Genomic DNA, 16,331 nt, shown 5'->3' on the forward strand with positions numbered 1-16,331 from the left:
ACTGTTCAGCTGCCTTGGGGATAGCCGATAATTGGGGAGGTGTATTCACAGCGTGTTTCGGGAGAACCTGCCAGCCTGTTTAGCGGCCAGGCCAGGCTAGACTGGAAGGACAAAAAAAGGGGCCGGTACGTGACGGAACCGGCCCCTGGAAAGGTTTCAATGCAGGTCAGAAATCAATGCAGGGTTCCCGGTAAAGCCGGGGGCAGGCGTTGCCGTCTTCTCGGAACAGATGGCACTTGATGGCCTTGATACCCAGGGTGACTTTCGAGCCTTCCTGGACCGGGTCGCTGCCGTCAGTGCGCATGGTGATGACGCCATCCACGCCGTTCACGTCCATATGCACCAGAGTCTGGTAGCCCAGCCGCTCCACCACGGTCACTTCGCCGTCCAGGTACATATCCGCTTCGTCGTCGTTGCTCAGGTGCTCCGGGCGAATACCTACGGTAACGGATTCACCAGCGGCCAGCTCATGGCCGTTGATGGGCAGTTCGAGAGAGTGTTTGCCGGGCATGGTAACGGTCACGAACTGACTGCTGGCAGTCTCCACGGTGCAGTCGATGAAGTTCATCTTCGGGGAACCGATAAAGCCTGCCACGAACCTTGTTGCGGGGTAGTGGTAGAGTTCCATGGGCTTGCCGACCTGGGCGATGGCACCGTTGTCCAGGGCGACGATCTTGTCCGCCATGGTCATGGCTTCCACCTGGTCGTGGGTGACGTAAACCATGGTCGCGTCCAGGCGCTTGTGCAGCCGGGAGATCTCGATGCGCATCTGCACTCGCAGGGAAGCGTCGAGGTTGGATAGGGGCTCGTCGAACAGGAATACTGTGGGTTCCCGAACGATAGTGCGGCCAATCGCAACCCGCTGGCGCTGACCACCGGACAGATCCTTGGGTTTGCGTTCCAGCAGGTTGTTCAGTTGCAGCAGTTTGGCGGCGTCGTTAACGCGCCGGTCAATCTCGGCCTTGTCAGTCTTGGCGAGTTTGAGCCCGAATGCCATGTTCTCCGCCACATTCATGTGGGGGTATAGCGCATAGGACTGGAACACCATACCCACTTCCCGTTCCTTGGGGGGCAGGTTGTTGACCTTATCGTTACCGATATACAGGTCGCCGGAGGTGATGTCCTCCAGCCCGGCGATCATTCTCAGCAGGGTGGATTTGCCGCACCCGGAGGGACCGACAAACACCACGAATTCACCGTCGTCGATATCCAGGTTCACATTGCGGGTGACCTGGGTTTCGTCATAACTCTTGCAGATGTTTCTTAATGTGACGCTGGCCATAACGTATGTCTTCTTGTTTGTTCAGTGAAAGCGAATTCAGAGTGTTGCAATCTCCACACCCCAGGGCTGCAGTTCCAGCTCCCGGTCATTCCAGGAACCGCCGACGAAATCAGGCGTACCGCTGACTGACTGGCCCGCAGCCGGGGCTGCGATCCAAACCGGGTTATCTGTCAGGTTCAGGGCCACCAGAAGGGTGGTGCCTTCATAAGTCCGGGTGTAAACCAGAGTGTTTTCCGGGCTATCCAGAAAGTCGATGTCGCCCTTGAGCAGCACCGGTTGCTGAGCACGCCAGCCCAGGAATGTTCGATATGCCTGCAGGATCGAATTGTCCTGACCGTGCTGCACGGCGACCGCTGCGTTGTAGTGTTCATCATAAACCGGCAGCCACGGACGTGCATCGGAGAAGCCGCCGTTGTCCTCTTTGTTGTGCCATACCATTGGGGTGCGGCAACCGTCCCGGCCCTTGTATTCGGGCCAGAAGTTGATGCCGTAGGGGTCCACCAGGTCCTTGTACTCCAGCTCCGCCTCGGTCAGGCCGAGTTCCTCGCCCTGGTAGATGCACACGCTACCGCGAAGGGTGAGCAGCATCGCCATATAGGTTTTCAACTGCTGGGGCGAGCGCGCCTGCCAACGGGTGGCAACCCGTGAAACATCGTGGTTGCCGATGGCCCAGCAGGGCCAGCCGTCGGTCAGTTTTTTCTCGATGGAGTCGACGGTTTTGTGGAAGAAGTCGGCCCCATGCTGTTCCGTCAGCAGGTCAAAGGAATAGGCCATGTGCAGCTTGTCGCCGCCACTGGTGTATTCCGCCATGGTTTGCAGGGAGTTGTCGTCGCCGATTTCCCCAACGGTAGTCGTGCCGGGGTACTGATCAAGCAGGGCACGCAGGCGCTGCAGGAAGGCCAGATTTTCCGGGCGGGTCTTGTCGTATTTGTGGAACTGGTAAGCGTAAGGGTTTTCCTTGCGCACACCGATGGAGCCTTCGGCAACGGCGTTGCTGGGCGGGTTGTCTCGCAGTTCCGGATCGTGGAAGCAGAAGTTGATGGCGTCCAGGCGGAAGCCGTCAACGCCCCGGTCCAGCCAGAACTTTACATCTGACAAAACCTGTTCAACCACGTCCGGACAGTGGAAATTCAGGTCCGGTTGGCTGGTCAGGAAGTTGTGCAGGTAGTATTGCTTGCGGCGGCTGTCCCAGGCCCAGGCGGAGCCGCCAAAAACAGACAGCCAGTTGTTGGGTGGTGTGCCGTCGGCTTGCGGGTCTGCCCACACGTACCAGTCGGCTTTTGGGTTGTCACGGCTGGCGCGGCTTTCAGCAAACCAGCGATGCTGATCGGAAGAATGGCTCAACACCTGGTCGATCATGATCTTCAGGTCGCGTTTGTGGGCCTCGGCTATGAGTTCGTCGAAATCCTCGATGGTGCCGAATATCGGGTCCACGCCGCGATAGTCAGACACGTCGTAGCCAAAATCCTTCATCGGCGAGGTAAAGAAGGGCGACAGCCAGATGGCATCCACGTTCAGGCTGGCGATGTAATCGAGTTTCGCGGTTACCCCAGGCAGGTCACCAATGCCATCGCCATTGGAATCGTAGAAGCTGCGTGGATAAACTTGATAAATGACGGCGCCACGCCACCAGTCCGGGTTCTTCATCATCTTGCCTCGCTTAACACCCTGGCGGTGAAAGATTGTTATTGTGAGAGCGGAAAGCATCCGCTGGAATAGCTTTCATGCATAGTGCGACGATGGTCCCGGCCGTTCATCCTCCTGACGCACTTTTTGTTGGCGTAGCCGGGGGGATGAGGGGGGCGTAGAGGGGATGAGTCGTCATATTCTTCAGAGACTTCAAAGACAACGATCAAAACATGGATATCAAAACGAGGGCGGGCAGTGAGCAACGGACGGTTGAGTATGCGGGTGGTTGAACGGATGCTGGCGTGGGGTTTGGCTACGCTGGTGACCGTGGCCATGCCAGCCCGGGCCGAATGGGTGCGTGTGAGCGGCACGGCAATGACCACCGCCATCGAGATGGAGTTCTGGTCCGAGGATCCGGCCGTGGCCAGCGAGGCAGGAGATGCGGTGTTGGCTTTGTTTGATCGTATCGACCATCAGATGAGCCGTTACCGGGAAGATTCCGAACTGTCCCGGGTTAATCGCGAGGCGGCTGACGGTCCGGTGGAAGTGAGCGACAGTCTTTTTACGGTGCTCCAGCAGGCAAAGCGTATTTCAGAATTAAGTAACGGCGCCTTCGACATCAGTTTCGGGTCGATCGGCTACCTGTACGATTTTCGCGCCAGACAACAGCCCTCCGATGAAGAACTGGCGGAGGGATTGGCAAAGGTGGATTACAAGTCCGTGGTGCTGGACCCCAGCGCCAACACCGTCCGGTTCCTCGATGAAGGCATCAGGCTGGATCTGGGGGGCATTGCCAAGGGGTATGCGGTTGATCGCGGTATCGACATCCTTAAGTCCTTCGGCATTCGCCAGGCACGACTGAGCGCCGGCGGTGACCTGAGGCTGCTGGGTGACAAGCGCGGCAAGCCCTGGATAGTCGGTATCCGGGATCCCCGATCTGAATCACGCAACGCCATGGTTTTGCCACTGACCAACGTGGCTGTGTCGACGTCAGGCGATTACGAACGCTTCTTTTTTGACGCTAACCACGAGCGTGTCCATCACATCCTGTCGCCAGCGACCGGCAAACCGGCCAAAGGCGTTCAGAGCGTGACCATCCTCGGTGACGACAGCATCACAACCGACGGACTGTCCACGGCGGTCTTCGTGCTTGGGGCGGCCAAGGGCCTGGAGATGATAAATGAATTGGAGGGCATTGACGCCATCATCATTGATGAGCGGCGTCAGGTGCATTATTCGGACGGGCTGATGGCGCCTGAATCTGGCTCATGACACTAAGAGTATGTCGTGTCTGTTGTCAACTGATCGGCTCAATTCCGACCAGCCTGTTGCGACTGGCAGGGTTACCAAGACCATGACCAGCCATGACATTTTCAAACTCTCCTTCTTGGCCGTTCAGTGCCATGTAGTTCAATACGATTGTCTGAACTAGCTGGTTGACGTTATTGGCAGCGGGGCTTGAGGACGTTTCAACTGATCCATCTGACCGCATAAAACCTATCTGCTGATTGCGGGCAACTGGTCTACCAGTCGGATTGTAAACTAGGTAAAAAGAGGCAGCGGTTTGTTGGTTGTCACCTGTCCACTCGCCTTTGCCTCGGCCACCTTGGCTATCATCTATGCGTCCGTTACTTGATACGGAACCATCGCTGAAGACGTAGAGCATGAGCGGAGTCTCGGTACGGTGCGCATACTCAAGGCAGGCGCCCATACAGCGGCCAGCAAGATAATCTCTGGCCTCGCCGGTCGCACGTTCGCCCGTGTGGTAGTCGTAGCCCCCCAGCGTGATAGTACCCGCTCCGGCGTACTGATTCTGAACCAGTTTCATAACAGAGGCTGTCTTCCGAAACTCGCGACCCAGGCGATCATTGGCGAAAAATTCCGCGGTACTAAAGATGCCGCTATCTCCGACGATTTTTGTGTCCAGGGACGGGTCGACTGCTGCAGGATTGCCGTACTCCTCGATTAAGTGTGCGCTCTTGATATACCCGCAATCCACTTGGCTTTTGACCGCTGCATCATTAGCCAGCCCCGTGTTTACAGCGTTCAGGTTGAGTTTGTCCAGACTAATGTTGCGGATGGACTCAAGCACTGAAACGGCATCTGACTGGCTGAGGATCGACGTGAGATCGCCAACGTCCACAAGGCCTGTCGCATCGGATGGGCGATCAACTTTGGTGGGACGTGCTTTCGGGTTAATAAGGTTCATCGGTGCCATCGAGTTGCCGCCACTTTCGGAACTCTGTGAGCCCACCAGGGACAGCAGCTCACCGTCAGCACCCGCTTTCAGAATGCCGTACATTGGGTTGTGCGGATTGTTCCCGGTATCGTTCTCAGAGCGTGCAGCAATAATAGCGCCATTGATAAGCGCTCGGGCGCCGATCGAAGTGCTGTCCTGCATTCCGCGCAGAAAGCCGCTGTCTGAGTGAAAGGCCAGGCCGAATTCCTGATTGACGAACTGGGGCTGATTGGGAAGCATATCACCGGGCAAGCCCAGCTTGTTGTAACCGGCAGTACTAAGAAAATCGAGTTGCCCGCCCTGCTTGCCCATCAGTACATTCGATCCGGCGATGTTGGCTCCACCTGCCAGGTCAAAACAGATGAAAGGCACCTTGCCGCCACCGACCGTTCTGATACCGCATTCCGGTTTCCGGTTTTCCAGCTCTTCTGACAGTGCGTAGGCCGCCTGGGGAGTAAGCAGGTTAAACAGTGACGCTCCAGATAGGGTGGCAGCCCCGGCCATAAAACCTTGGGCAATAAACTCCCGCCGGGTTTTCGGCCTGGCGTGGTCTGGGTGAAGCAGGGGCTCTTCAAGCGACAGAGCACTTTTCCGCTGGTTTTTGATAAGCATGGTCAACGTCCTCTACTGAATCAGTGTCACGGCGCTGCCGAGAACAGCCGCACAGCTTGCTTTCACAATGGTTTCGGTTCGTCCTTCCTCGCAGTCGCCCGAGCAGCTGGACAGCTTTGTCATCAGAGTACCCAGTTCGTCTTCGATAGCGACATTGCTCGGCTGGGTATCGAGGTCCTCACCGACAAATCGGGAGAGGAGCGGGCCGGTCACCTGTGCCTGACCCGCGGCATCGAACGCAGTGGAGGCGTTTTCGAAAAAGTCGAACCCAGGGAAGAAGGCACTACGACGATCCTGATCGGAGACCAGAACGTCACAATATTGGATGGCCATCTGGGTGACTGCCATCTGCTGGGAGGACAAGAACCCCTGGATATTTTCAACCGTGGGCAACTGCTGTTTGACCTTGGTAAAGGTGCTCACCACGCCGGGCTCAGTCACTGGAATACTTGTTACCTTCGACATCGAGGCATTGATCTCGTCGAAGGTTTTTAGTCCGATGATAGAAAATTCCGTGCTACCTGTTGCCGGTGGCAGTGTTGGAATAGGGCCATCCTCCCTCGGGTCTCCGTAAACTCCGATTTCTTCAAAGGTCAGGAAGAACTGATCGTTTTCCGGGCCTTCCTCCAGCGCGAGAACGGTGCCCAGTCTCGACAGTGGCTGGCCGGAACCTGCTACGTAATCACTGGCATTCAGTGTGAGATCCAGGTTGGCGAACGACTGGCCTACCACCACTTCACGGCCGTTGATGCCAATTCTCATGCCCTTCAAGGGTATGCCCGATGGCGACTGGGTCTCGTCGAGACTGATGAAGAACGGGTTCGAGAACAGATAGCCGTAGTTGTCGAACTGGCTGACCTCAAAGACGATAAAACTTTCCGGCATATCTACCAGATGGGAGACGCTGAACAGCAGGAAAAACTTCTGGCCAACGCCCACGTCGTAGTTAGCGGCAACCTGCTCTGCGGTGAGGGCGCGGTTGTGGATGGCAAGCATCCTGATGGCGCCTTCCCAGGGAGATTCTCCATCCGTCTCATTGCCTAGCACCAGGGCGAAGCTATCGTCCCAATCCGTCAGCAGGCCGGCGGAATCCGGGTCGACATCACCGGAGGGCTCGCCATTCACAAAGATCTCGCGACCACCGTCCGGTGTAAAGTTCACCACCACGTGCTGCAGGGTCGCCTGCAACAGCATGGGATTGGCTTCGGTCAGCATTGGATCGTTCTGGTCGGTGGTGGTGCTCCGATGCAGGAACTCGTAGCTCTGCATGTCCTGGCCCAACGTGAAGTTCCGCGCTGTCGAGGAGCCGGAGTAGGTCACGATGCGGGAGTCTTCCTGGGTGATGTTGCCGGGCACAACCCACGCTTCGATGGCGTATTCGCCAGCGGCGGTCAGCAGGGTGTGCAGTTTGCGGCTGTCAGCGGTGGAGCTTGAGCCTTGCCAGCGCGGATCATGTCGCCTTCTTCAGTTTCAAAGGCCGGGCCGATATCAATACCCCAGCCGCCAACCCAGCCAACGTTGCCGCTGAGCGTCAGGTCCAGAGGTGGGGAAATACCGCTGGTATCAAAGGCCGTTGGGCCTTCGCCTGCTTTGAATTCGTAGAGTGCGATGACGTTGTCTTCGTAGCGGCCGCCGGCATTGGCCAGCAGACCGTCGTTGGCGAGGTTCAGTGCCTTGCTGGTCACCAGGTTGGAGGGGATTGGTTCCGGGTCCCCAAGGCGATCAATGAAGGCCTGGATTGCGGCCAGCATCTCTGTAGCAGAGTCGAGGCAGTCAGCATCCCAGCAGTTATGGCGGTCGTCTCTCAGCCGCTCTACGAGTCTTGAAGAAGCTTCATCGGTAAGTATCCATTCATCGGTGACCGGGTCTTTCCCATCGTTCAGATCAATGCGGCTTTTGGACTGATCGTACGCAATGTCGACGTCGGAGCTCGCGATGTACGGTGTCTGGCCGTTGCTGGTGTGGCAGTCGCTGCAGTATTGGGTCAATACTGGGTAAATGGTGTTTGCAAAGTCGTCGGCGTCCGACGGAAAGGTAAGTGTGTTGTTCACGTCCTGGATGTTTGGAGCGCGAAGTTCAACCGTTTTAACCGATCCTTCAGAGCCACCCGCCCAGTTGGATATATAGACCGTCAGCAGGTCGGTACAAGCGGTAACGGACGTAGTCCAACAGTTGTGGCCACCCGCGACCTTGGTGACCATCTCGGACTGGGATGGGTCTGACAGGTTAACGATGGTGTTGGCCTGGGCGTAGGCAATGTTGATGTCGCCTTCATGCACAAACTGTGGTGACTGGCCGCCGGCGTTGTGGCAGGCGCCGCACTTGTTCTGGCCTGAGAGCTCATCCCAGACGCTGCGCTTGAAATTCAGCACATCGTCCGTGGCGGGTGCCGGGCCACTATAGCTAACGGTATTGGAGCCGCCGCCGGTGTTCGGAAGGGCTTCGGTGGATTCGCCACTGTTACAGCCCGCAAGAAAGAGCAGGGCGGCAAAAACGGAGAACAGCGCAGCTGGGGCTCGGGTTCCTTGTCTGATTATGGTTTTCATAGTGTCCTACTCTCCCCGGCAATACGCGGCAGATTCCGCAAAGGCGGTTTTGAGGTCGTACCCGCTGCGGAAACTCGTAACGATTTCGCTGATCTTTGAGCGATCGCTATCGTTGGAAGGCTCTCGCAGGCAGACATTGCGGAATACTTTTTTCACCTGGCACTGGGCAAAGGCGTCGGAATTGGCAAACTCCCGCCCCAGGCTCTTGGCGCCATTGCCGGAGCCGGGTAGGGAACCATCCCAGCCCAGGCGCCGATTGGTGCCGGACCGCCAGTAGTTGTCCCAGCCATCGTCCGGCGTCACGTACCCCTGCTCAAACGTGGTTGAATTGATGTGGTACTTGGCAACAACACGGGTGCCCGTCTCCGAGTCCACGTCGCTGACAGAGTTGTAGATCAGCCTGCCCAGTTCGCCGTCAGGGTCGGTGTCCGCGTTGTACTGGTAGTCGTAGTAGGCAAAGGCCTGGGTCATAGGGTCCATGCCGGTGTGGCAGCCAACGCAGTTGCTGAGGAATACCCGGCTGTCGCCACCCGGGCTCCGCGACACATCCTGTCGGATGCGGTCCGGTGGCAGGGATACGTCTGCGACCTGCTCCAGGTCATTGCACATGTGGTTGAGCAGGGTGAAGCGGAACATAGCGCGGTTGGTGCCGGCGCTGAAGAAAGCCCTCGCGGCGGCCCGGGAAGTGATCACGCCGGCCGTGGCGCCTGTGGGCAGCTCGGAATTCAAGCTGGACTGCGTGGTTTGTTCCAGCACGTTGTCGTCACTGAGGGAATATCCGGAGCGCTCAAGGTCCTCATAGTTGTCGTTATTCGATGTTGAATACGCCGAGATACCGCTCAGACTCGAATTACCCACGTAAAGTATGTCGTCATATAAGACGCGTCTAAAATCATGATTATCCCGCACAATACCGATGACCGTTGCCGTGTAATCATTCAACGGCACGAACGGGGACATCGCCTCATTTGTCCATGGTGCAACGAAATTTTTGAGGGTAACATCGTAAAACGCTGGATCTTCCATGGCCGTATAGGCGGCGGAAACGGCGCCTGACGCGCCATTGTTGGTTATATTTGCCGCCATTTGGTCAAGCACTTCCGGCGAGGGAGGAACACCGGCGATGCGTTCATGGATGCGTTTTGCCTGGTCCCGCGGGCCAGCGCTTGCGATGGTAGCGTGCGTACCGACCAAAGCCAGCAGGACAGTGAGATAAAATGTCCTCTTTATAAGTTGCCGGGTCGTACATAAGACTGTCATGATCGATTCCCTCGATTTCGTTAGCATTCGCACATTAGTACCATTTTACAATTGTTCAAAGTCTAGGCGAGCTATTAACGGCGGTTTTGAGTGCTGCTCCACGTTATTACATAGCGTTACGTAAAAGGCTTGGAGCGCAGGCCCCGTCTCGACTTAGCGTATGTAAATGGATTTTCAGGCCAAACAGGGTTTGTTGGTGGTGACTAAACATTACGAAAATAAAATGTTCTCTTGCGTCAGTGGGTTACGTTGCTATTTCGCTGCCCTGGGCCGTGTATTCGCGCTTCTTCCTGTCGCGCTGGCCGCAGGGTGTCTCCAGAGCGGCGACAGTCAGTCCAGTGACCCTGTGGTTGTTGAAAATCCCGTTGTCTTTGTAAAACGCCCCTTGCTTTTCGATGAGGACAATGGCGCGCTCCTTGGTGACAACCTTGCAGAGCCGGCAGAATTTCGTCCCGGCGCTCGCCTGTTCCTGAAGGATCGCGCGTCTCCCGACGCTCCCTCGCGGGATATCACTTCATCCGCTTTCCCGGGGTCGCTTGGCTATGACGTCAAGGATCTCACCGTCTCCTACGATGGCACTCGCGCGCTCTTTGCCATGAGGGCGCCGGAGATTGAGGACGTGGATGAAGACGAACAGCCAACCTGGAACATCTGGGAATACGACGTAACCTCCGGCACTCTCCGGCGTGTTATCGAATCGGAAGTCACTGCTGAGGCGGGCCAGGACATCGCACCGGCCTACCTGCCTGATGGCCGCATTGTCTTTTCCTCCACCCGGCAAAGGATTTCCCGCGCAATCCTTCTGGATGAAGGGAAACCGCAATATCCCGCGCTTGACGAAGAGCGTGAGGTTCCCGCTTTTGTCCTGCACGTGATGGATGACGACGGGGAAAACATCGAGCAGATCACGTTCAACCAGAGTCACGATCTGGACCCATTGGTAACGGATGAAGGCACCATTGTGTTCAGCAGGTGGGACAACGCCGGCCAGACCCAGGGCAACGGGTTCAACCTCTACAAGGTCAACCCGGACGGCACCGGGCTCAGTTATCTTTATGGCCGCCACTCTCATGGCTCTGTCAGCGATGACGTCAACATTGAGTATCTGCGCCCGCAAGCGACGGATTCCGGGCAATTGCTGGCGCAGCTTCGGCCCACCGAAACCGACAATTTCGGAGCGGTTCCGGTTGAGATTGATGTCGGAAGTTATGTCGAGGCGGGTATACGCGTTGACGGCAATTCAGGCTCGGCGCAAACGCCTCTGGTCAGCGGATTGTCCCTGGGCAACGAGATCTCGTTGCGCGGAAACTACAGCTCCGTCTCGCCGTTTTTGGATGGCACCCGTCGCTACCTCGTTAGCTGGAGTCCATGCCGGCTGAGACTTGCCATTGGCAACGGCGACATCCTCAACTGCACGCAAGAGCGGATTGCCTCAGGTGCCTATCGGGCCGCCGCCCCGGTTTACGGGCTGTGGTTGCTGGATATGGCATCTGGTACCCAGCGACCCATTCAGCCACCTGAGGAAGGCCAGCAGTTTGATGAGGCGGTGTTGATGACGGAACGATCGCTGCCGACCTTCATTCCGGAGTCGCAGTTCACTGGGGATGCGGCGACTCTGGCAGAGGATGGTCTTGGCATACTGCAGATCCAGAGTGTCTACGACATTGATGGTGTTGATGTTTCTCCGGCGGGCATTCGACAGACAGCCGATCCGGCAATCGTTCCTCCGGACAACCTTCCCAGGCGCTTCCTCCGACTCGAAAAGCCGGTCTCGATTCCCGATGAAGAGGTCAGGGACTTCGACAACACGGCGTTCGGTCGCAGCCAAGCCCAGTCCATGCGTGAAATTCTTGGTTATGTACCGGTTGAACCGGACGGTTCGGTACGGGTGGCCGTGCCCGCCAACGTCGCATTTGCCATCAGCGTGGTGGACGATGAAGGACGACGGATTGGACCCCGCCACCAGAACTGGTTGAACGTCAGGCCCGGAGAAACCCTGGCGTGCAACGGTTGCCATAATCCGGGAAGTACGGTGCCCCATGGGCGCCCGGATGCAGGGCCGGCTCCGGTGTACGCGGGTGCGCCGACCACTGGCATTGAATTCCCGAATACCGATCCCGCACTCTTCGCAGACATGGGTGAAACCATGGCGGAAACCTGGGCCCGGATTAACGAGACCCGTCGCCTCGGGCCAGACGCTGTCTATGTCGACCAATGGACCGATCCCGGTGATGCCAGTCTCACACCGGGCACAGCCTTCTCGCTGAGTTATGCGGACCTTGAAACGCCCGCGCCGGTTACCCCCGAATGCTTTAATGACTGGCGTGGCGCCTGTCGAACCGTCATTAACTACGAGCAGCATATCCATCCGCTGTGGGGGCTTGAAAGAATCGTTGATGACGGCAACGGCAACGTCGAGGACTACACCTGTACCGGATGCCACTCGGATACTGATGCAGCCGATGCGACACAATTGCCGATTGCACAACTGGATCTGAGTGACGGCGCCTCCCCGGATGAGCCCGATCATTTCAAGTCCTACCGGGAGTTGCTGTTTAACGACAATGAGCAGGAGTTGGTTGGTGATCAGCTCGTTGATGTGCAGGTTGAGTCCGGGGAATTCCTGCGGGACGAAGATGGCGAGTTGATTTTGGACGATGACGATAATCCCATCCCCATTCTGGTGAACGTCAATGTGCCTCCCACCATTTCCGTCAATGGAGCCAGGGCCAGCGGTAACTTCTTCAACCGTTTCCGTGCTGGAGGGAGTCACGAAGACTTTCTAAGCCCTGCCGAGCTGCGCCTCCTGGCCGAATGGCTGGATGTTGGTGGCCAGTACTACAACAACCCCTTTGATGCTCCGGCGGACTGATAGGACCTGAACGATTAACCATGAGACTGGCCCTGATACTGCTGTTTTTAACCGCGCCCCTGTCCGCTACCGCCGACTGGCTGTGGGGCGGTGCCGACGAGCCCATGCCCCAGGTTCAGGTGGCGGAACCGTTTGTGGAGTGGCGCACCGGGCCGGCCGTGGGCTATCCGGTGTTCCATACCAGTGAAAAGGGTGAGTGGCTGACCTTGCGCATGCGCAAGACCTCCTGGCTGAAGGTCACCGACCGAAAGGGGCGAGAAGGCTGGGTGCACATAGACGATGTGCAGCTGACACTGGACGGCGAGGGTGAACAGGTCTCACTCACCAATCCACGTTTTGACGACTTCAGCAGCCGCAGCTGGGAAGCTGGGTTGATGATGGGCGAATTCGAGGGTGCGGCGGTGACCGCCATTTACGGTGGCTATCTTATGACCCGTAATCTGTCGGCAGAGCTCTGGGGCTCTCAGGTGTTGGGAAGTGCTTCGGAGATTCGCATGGTGAACGCCAACATCGTGCACCAGCCGTTTCCGCACTGGCGGATTTCACCGTTCTTCACGCTGGGTGTGGGGCATATTTTCATCGAGCCCAAAGCCACCCTGGCGGACCCCGGCGACCGGGACAACAGTATCGGGCACGCCGGCTTTGGTGTGCGCGCCTACGTCACGGACAACTATTTTATCCGTGCCGAGGTCAAGGACTACAAGATTTTTACCAATCGGGCAACCAACGAAGAAGCAACAGAATGGAAAATCGGATTAAGCATATTCTTCTGACCGTCCTGCCGTTTGCGGGCCTGCTGCTGGTGTCTACGGCTGTCAGCGCCCAGGAGGACGACCGGCCACTGATTGAGCCGGATGTGCGGCCCCAGAAGGTCGACGAGGCGTTGATCGACACCGAGAATTTCGAGATCGGTGCGTTTGCCGGCATCCTCAATATCGAGGATTTTGAGTCATCGTTCCTGTGGGGCGGCAAGCTGACCTACCACCTCAGCGAAACCTTCTTCTTTGAAGCCAATGTGGGGTTTGCGGAAGGCGGAGAAACCAGTTTCGAAAAGCTGGCCGGGGACGTTCAGGTGTTGTCGGACGAAGACCGGGACTACCGCTACTACAACATCAATATTGGCATGAATGTGCTGCCCGGTGAGGCCTTCCTGACTGAGAACTACGCCTTCAATACCAACTTCTACCTGATCGGCGGGGCCGGTGCCACGGACTTTGCCGGTGACACCCGTTTTACCGTCAACGTGGGCGCTGGTTACCAGGTATTGCTGACCGACAGCGTATCGATCCATCTGGGGGTTCGTGAACACTTCTACCGGATTGATGTGCTGGGTGAGGAAAAAACGTCCATGAACACCGAGGTCAGCGGTGGCCTCACTGTCTTTTTCTGATAACAGGAGTCAATGATGACAACACGGTTTTTGGGATTGGCCCTGACCCTGGCCACGCTGGTAGGCGTTTCATCCGTTCAGGCCGAGGAAATGAACATTCCGGCGCCGGACTTCACTCTTGAAAGCCGTCAGGGCGAGAACCTGCGGCTACAGGATTTTCGTGGCGAAGTGGTGATGCTCAACTTCTGGGCGTCCTGGTGCGGGCCCTGTCGTCAGGAAATGCCGTTGATGGACGACCTGTACGCTCAGTATAAGGATCTCGGTTTCACCATCCTGGCGGTCAACGTTGACGAGAACCGCGACGAAGCGCACCGCTTCCTGGACAAGGTGCCGGTCAGCTATCCGATCCTTTATGACCCGCAGAGCGATGTCAGCGAACAGTATGAAGTGCAGGCTATGCCGACCACGGTCATGATTGACCGCGATGGCAATGCCCGTTTTCTCCACCATGGCTACCAGCCCGGCTATGAAGACGAATACGAAACGCAGATCCGGCAACTGGTGCGGGAATAGCCTGAGGCAGGTGAGTGTATGAACCCTTTCAAAGCAGTGATGGCATCGGCAATCGTGATCCTCATGACGGCGGGGGCTACCGGGTGTAGCGACATCAAGCCCTGGGTGAAGCCCTATGAGCGCGACAAGCTCGCAGACCCGGTGATGAGCCTGAGCCGGCATGGAAAGGCTGACTCCTATATGCACCACGTTTACCAGGCTCGCGAATCCGCACGGGGGTCGGAAGGCGGCTCCGGAGGTGGTTGTGGCTGTAACTGATCGCGCCGGGTTTTTATCGGCCCTGGTAACGGGCCTGGTGGGCTGGCTGTTGTTCGGTCAACTCGTCACGGCTGCCACCCTGCCGCAGGATAACGTGGATATCCTTTACCACCGTTATGAAGGCGGCGGTATGGTTATTGATGGTCCTTCCGTGCTGGTGCGCAAGAGCGCAGGCCCACAGGTGTCTGTGTCAGGCCAGTATTACGTGGATATGGTGTCTGCGGCTTCGGTGGATGTCCTTGCCACGGCCAGTGAATACACCGAAGAGCGCACTGAATACACTCTCGGGGTGGACTATCTACATGAGGATGCGATCCTGAGCCTTGGTTACACCAATAGCTCGGAGAACGACTACGAGGCCAACACGGTATATTTCTCTACCAGCCAGGAATTCTTTGGTGGCATGTCGACCGTGACCCTCGGTTATGCTCGAGGTTGGGATGACGTCGGCGTGGCAGGCAATGATGCCTTCAATGAAGAGGCAGATCGCCAGAACTATCAACTGGGGCTTAGCCAGGTAGTCACCCGTAACAGTCTTCTGGGGCTGGACCTGGAAGTGGTGACCGATGAAGGCTTCCTACAGAATCCGTACCGACAGAATCGCTATATCGACCCCAATGATCCGACGGACTTCCTATACCAGCCCGAACGATACCCGGAAACCCGCACCAGTTTCTCCGTGGCCACCCGCGCCCTGTATTACCTGCCATACCGGGCATCGATTCGCGGTGAGTTCCGCTATTTCAGTGACAGCTGGGGCATTGACGCCCAAACCTTCGAGCTCGCTTACGTTCACGCCCTGAATCCTCGCTGGACGCTTGAGGGACGTGCCCGGTACTACGTCCAGGACGAGGCGGATTTCTACAGCGACCTCTACGCCTTCGAAAACTCCCAGACCCACCTGGCGCGCGACAAGGAAATGAGTGCGTTTTCCGGCACTACCCTCGGTGGCGGCGTGGTGTACGAGTGGAAACAGACTTCGTTGCCGGGCATTCAGCGCCTGCAGGCGAGTCTCCTGGTGGACTGGCTCGATTTCAGCTATGACAACTTCCGGGATGTCACTGCGTCCGGCGACTTCCTGCCGGGACAGGAGCCGCTTTATTCGTTCGATGCCTTTGTAACCCGGGCATCGCTGATTCTTGAATACTGACCGAGTCGGGACGATTCATCATGATGACCCTGAAGAACACATTTGCACTGCACGTTGCCAGCCTGGCATTAGCGCTCTGGCTGCCGACGGCAACCGCCCAGGACAATGGCGAATCCGGGACAGACGACGGCGCCGTGGCCCTGAGCGTTGAAGAGCTGAAGAAGCAGGTGATCCGTCTGAACCGGGACCTGTTCATTCTGGAAGAGGACCTGCTGTATCCCGCCAGTACCCAGTTTGCGGTGTTTCTCAGTCTCGACACCGGCGAATTCCTCAAGCTGGATTCGGTGAAGCTCAAGGTCAATGACGAAACCGTTGCAGCGTACCTGTATACCGAGCGCCAGGCCAAGGCCCTGCAGCGTGGCGGTATGCAGCGCCTGCACATCGGCAACCTCAAGACGGGCGAACACGAGGTGACGGTGTTTGTTGAGGGTATTGGCCCGGATAACCGAGCCTACAAGCAGGCCGCGACTTATCAACTGCAGAAGGATACGGATACCGCCGCCCTGGAAGTCCGTATCCGCGACCGCTCATCCGATTACCAGCCCGAAGTGGCCATTGTTGAGTGGGAGTAACGCGGCCT

General features: G+C 57.3%; 14 protein-coding genes. 8 read left to right on the forward strand and 6 right to left on the reverse strand.

The features are described 5' to 3' along the window. Nucleotides 1-166 precede the first annotated feature (166 nt). Complete coding sequence (gene malK, locus MDG893_RS09975) at nucleotides 167-1,282, reverse strand: maltose/maltodextrin ABC transporter ATP-binding protein MalK (RefSeq protein WP_007153651.1); 1,116 nt, start codon at nucleotides 1,280-1,282, stop codon at nucleotides 167-169. Between the two features lie 36 nt (nucleotides 1,283-1,318). Then, entirely contained in the window at nucleotides 1,319-2,932 is a 1,614-nt protein-coding gene (locus MDG893_RS09980; protein ID WP_007153652.1) for an alpha-glucosidase, read from the reverse strand. A gap of 255 nt (nucleotides 2,933-3,187) precedes the next feature. Between MDG893_RS09980 and MDG893_RS09985 the strand changes: the two genes are divergently transcribed. Then, the gene (locus MDG893_RS09985) at nucleotides 3,188-4,183 is read left to right on the forward strand and encodes an FAD:protein FMN transferase (protein ID WP_007153653.1); all 996 of its coding nucleotides are present in this window, start codon (nucleotides 3,188-3,190) and stop codon (nucleotides 4,181-4,183) included. Between the two features lie 25 nt (nucleotides 4,184-4,208). Here MDG893_RS09985 and MDG893_RS09990 read toward each other — a convergent pair whose 3' ends face one another. The 4 genes from MDG893_RS09990 to MDG893_RS10000 are packed head-to-tail and all read right to left on the reverse strand — an operon-like array spanning nucleotide 4,209 to nucleotide 9,568. Beyond that, on the reverse strand, nucleotides 4,209-5,762 hold the full coding sequence (locus MDG893_RS09990; RefSeq protein WP_007153654.1) for a hypothetical protein: 1,554 nt from the start codon (nucleotides 5,760-5,762) through the stop codon (nucleotides 4,209-4,211). Nucleotides 5,763-5,774: 12 nt separating this feature from the next. Next, nucleotides 5,775-7,118 (reverse strand): LamG-like jellyroll fold domain-containing protein, encoded by a 1,344-nt coding sequence (locus MDG893_RS21200; RefSeq protein ID WP_007153655.1) that lies wholly within the window; start codon nucleotides 7,116-7,118, stop codon nucleotides 5,775-5,777. A gap of 35 nt (nucleotides 7,119-7,153) precedes the next feature. Then, nucleotides 7,154-8,308 carry a hypothetical protein gene (locus MDG893_RS21205; RefSeq protein WP_007153656.1) on the reverse strand — a complete coding sequence of 385 codons (1,155 nt, stop codon included), beginning with the start codon at nucleotides 8,306-8,308 and terminating at the stop codon, nucleotides 7,154-7,156. 6 nt (nucleotides 8,309-8,314) lie between these two features. After that, nucleotides 8,315-9,568, reverse strand: coding sequence for a hypothetical protein (locus MDG893_RS10000; protein WP_244264416.1), 1,254 nt, complete (start codon nucleotides 9,566-9,568; stop codon nucleotides 8,315-8,317). A gap of 223 nt (nucleotides 9,569-9,791) precedes the next feature. Between MDG893_RS10000 and MDG893_RS10005 the strand changes: the two genes are divergently transcribed. From MDG893_RS10005 to MDG893_RS10035, 7 genes are read left to right on the forward strand one after another with little or no spacing between them, the layout of a single operon-like run. After that, a complete protein-coding gene (locus tag MDG893_RS10005; protein WP_167319392.1) occupies nucleotides 9,792-12,440 on the forward strand; it encodes an HzsA-related protein in 2,649 nt (882 codons plus the stop codon). A 20-nt stretch (nucleotides 12,441-12,460) separates the two neighbouring features. After that, on the forward strand, nucleotides 12,461-13,213 hold the full coding sequence (locus tag MDG893_RS10010) for an SH3 domain-containing protein (RefSeq protein WP_007153659.1): 753 nt from the start codon (nucleotides 12,461-12,463) through the stop codon (nucleotides 13,211-13,213). Beyond that, entirely contained in the window at nucleotides 13,183-13,830 is a 648-nt protein-coding gene (locus tag MDG893_RS10015) for an outer membrane beta-barrel domain-containing protein (RefSeq protein WP_040474499.1), read from the forward strand. Before MDG893_RS10010 ends, MDG893_RS10015 begins: the two co-directional genes overlap by 31 nt. Nucleotides 13,831-13,845: 15 nt before the next feature. Beyond that, the gene (locus tag MDG893_RS10020; protein ID WP_007153661.1) at nucleotides 13,846-14,343 is read left to right on the forward strand and encodes a TlpA family protein disulfide reductase; all 498 of its coding nucleotides are present in this window, start codon (nucleotides 13,846-13,848) and stop codon (nucleotides 14,341-14,343) included. 18 nt (nucleotides 14,344-14,361) lie between these two features. Next, nucleotides 14,362-14,601 (forward strand): DUF4266 domain-containing protein, encoded by a 240-nt coding sequence (locus MDG893_RS10025; RefSeq protein ID WP_007153662.1) that lies wholly within the window; start codon nucleotides 14,362-14,364, stop codon nucleotides 14,599-14,601. Continuing rightward, nucleotides 14,588-15,751 (forward strand): DUF3570 domain-containing protein, encoded by a 1,164-nt coding sequence (locus MDG893_RS10030; protein WP_007153663.1) that lies wholly within the window; start codon nucleotides 14,588-14,590, stop codon nucleotides 15,749-15,751. The genes MDG893_RS10025 and MDG893_RS10030 overlap by 14 nt, the downstream gene beginning before the upstream one ends. A 20-nt stretch (nucleotides 15,752-15,771) precedes the next feature. Beyond that, entirely contained in the window at nucleotides 15,772-16,323 is a 552-nt protein-coding gene (locus MDG893_RS10035) for a hypothetical protein (protein ID WP_007153664.1), read from the forward strand. The last annotated feature ends 8 nt before the right edge of the window (nucleotides 16,324-16,331 follow it).

It is taken from the genome of Marinobacter algicola DG893, from assembly GCF_000170835.1.
Taxonomy (GTDB): domain Bacteria; phylum Pseudomonadota; class Gammaproteobacteria; order Pseudomonadales; family Oleiphilaceae; genus Marinobacter; species Marinobacter algicola.